At 28.9% G+C, this 2,287-nt stretch carries 2 protein-coding genes; both read left to right on the top strand.

Annotated features, from left to right (window positions below; all coding sequences use genetic code 11):
• Window positions 1–123: 123 nt before the first annotated feature.
• Window positions 124–1,233, top strand: a complete 1,110-nt coding sequence (locus tag D8787_RS11000; protein WP_125423846.1) for a glycosyltransferase family 4 protein — start codon at window positions 124–126, stop codon at window positions 1,231–1,233.
• Window positions 1,223–2,287, top strand: a 1,065-nt coding sequence (locus D8787_RS10995) for a glycosyltransferase (protein WP_142999772.1), incomplete at its 3' end; no start/stop codon positions are given. The genes D8787_RS11000 and D8787_RS10995, both read left to right, overlap by 11 nt.

The following is a 2,287-nucleotide window of genomic DNA, read 5'->3' as shown; positions in this document are numbered from 1 at the left end:
GAACATATTTCAGAAAATACGAAAATTTTTAAAACGACATATAAATTAAATACAAAAATAAAATGTGATCCTGAAGATAATTATTCGGCGTTAATTAAAAGTAAATTGAAATGATGGTAAAAAATGAAAAAAATAGCTTTAGTGAGATGGATTTTGGATGATTCTGGTGGAAGTGAGCGGGTTGCTGTATCGTTAGCAAATGAGCTTACAAAAAAGCATGAAGTTCATTTGATTGGAATTACAACTAAGCAATCGGATCTGTTCTTTAAAATCAATTCTCAAGTAAAATACTCTAATTTTTTTGATCATAGAGTACGCTTATCTAAGAATATTTTAAAAATCTCAAAATTGTTAAAAAAATATTTCATAGATAATGAAATAGAGGTTGCTTTTGGAATAGGGATAACTGCTAATATATTTTTATCTTTGGCAGGAATAGGAGCTCAAACTAAAGTAGTTTTGTGTGATCATACCAATTCAATTGCAGATAATAGTGAATTTTCTCGGAAAATCCAAAGATATGTTGGAACAAAGTTAGCAGACAAGATTATTACTCTTACACAAGAAGATCGTAAAAATTTTATACGAAAATACGGCATTTCTGAGAACAAGATTGCTTATATTTATAATTGGAAAGAAAATGTTCTTTCCAATATAACTTATAACAATGAGTCAACTAAGATTATAACAGTAGGTCGTTTCGATTATCAAAAGGGCTATGATTATCTTGTTCAAGTTGCTAAGAAAGTACTGAAAGAAAAGACTGACTGGACTTGGGAAATTTATGGTTCTGGTAATCAAGATGAGGTAGATAAAATCAGGGATTTAATCATCAAAAATGATTTGCAAGATAAGTTAGTCATAAAAGGACTTGAAAAAAATCAGGATGTGATTTATGGAGATAAGGGAATTTATGTCATGACTTCTCGTTACGAAGGATTACCCTTGGTATTGCTAGAAGCTCAACAATACAATCTTCCTATTGTTAGCTTTAGGTGTCCAACGGGACCTAATGAGATTGTTGAAGATGGGGTCAATGGTTATCTAATAGATTGTTATGATACCGATAAGATGAGTGAGAAACTACTTGAATTGATGAAAGATTCGAACTTGCGAAGTTTCTTCGCTAAACATGCCAAGGATAATATGGATAAATTTGATAAAGATAAAATAATTCAACAGTGGATTGATTTAATTGAGGAAATGACTGGAGGGAATAATTTTGAAACCTAAAATGTTAATTTGTATAACTAGTCTAACAGGTGGAGGCGCTGAAAAATCACTTGTTAACTTTGTTCAAGAATTTGAAAGTATGTTTGAAATTAGCATTCTAGTATATACGGAAAAAAATAATTTTTATGGCTCAAAATTAAGTCATCTAAGGATTGATTATTTTATTAGAAAGAATACACCAGTTATTATTGAAAAATTATTGAATAAGCTTGTTAAGTTATTGCCACCGTCATTTGTGAATAGATGGATTATACAGAGAAGTATTTTTAAAAATGAAAAATTTGATTATGAATTTGCATATATAGAAGGAAAACCAACAAAAATCATAGCGGGATCATCGAATAAAGATAGCTTAAAACTGGCTTATATCCATTGCGATTTCTCAAAAAATTGGTATTCAAAACGATCGTTTAAAAATTTTAAAGAGGAATTGACTTGTTATCAAAAGTTTAATTCAATCTTAGCTGTTTCTACTCCACAAAAAGAATCCTTTGAGGAGATTTTTCCAAAGACAAGTTTAGAAGTAATACCTAACTTGCTTAACATTGATGAAATAAAAAATTTAAGTAAAGAGGAAATAGAATTAGAAAATATTCCTTATTTTTGTGCGATAGGGAGATTGGAACTTGTTAAAAATTTTGAATTATTAATAAATGCTTTTCATTTATTTAGAAAAAAGTATTCACAATATCATTTAATTATTTTGGGAGATGGTAGTTTATATGATCATTTAAAGAATCAAATTAATAATCTAGGAGAGAGTCAATATATAAAATTATTAGGTTTTCAATCTAATCCATATAAATATATAAAGAATAGTGTGGGGTTAATTCAAAGTTCAGTATCAGAGTCTTTTAGTTATGTTTTAGCAGAAGCAGCTGTTTTAGGTATTCCGAGCATTTCAACAAAAACTCAGGGTTCCGAAGTTATGGCAGAATATTTCGAAGTAATCCAGGTAGAGCATACGAGTAACGAATTAGTAAAAGGTATAGAGAAAGTCATTACAAATAACTTTGCTAATGTTCATTTTAATTTTAATGAAGAAGCTTATTAC

Origin of the sequence: Streptococcus mitis, from assembly GCF_003944325.1 — a bacterium.
In the GTDB taxonomy this organism is placed as follows: Bacteria; Bacillota; Bacilli; order Lactobacillales; family Streptococcaceae; genus Streptococcus; species Streptococcus mitis_CW.
This window is presented reverse-complemented; position numbering and strand designations above follow the sequence as displayed.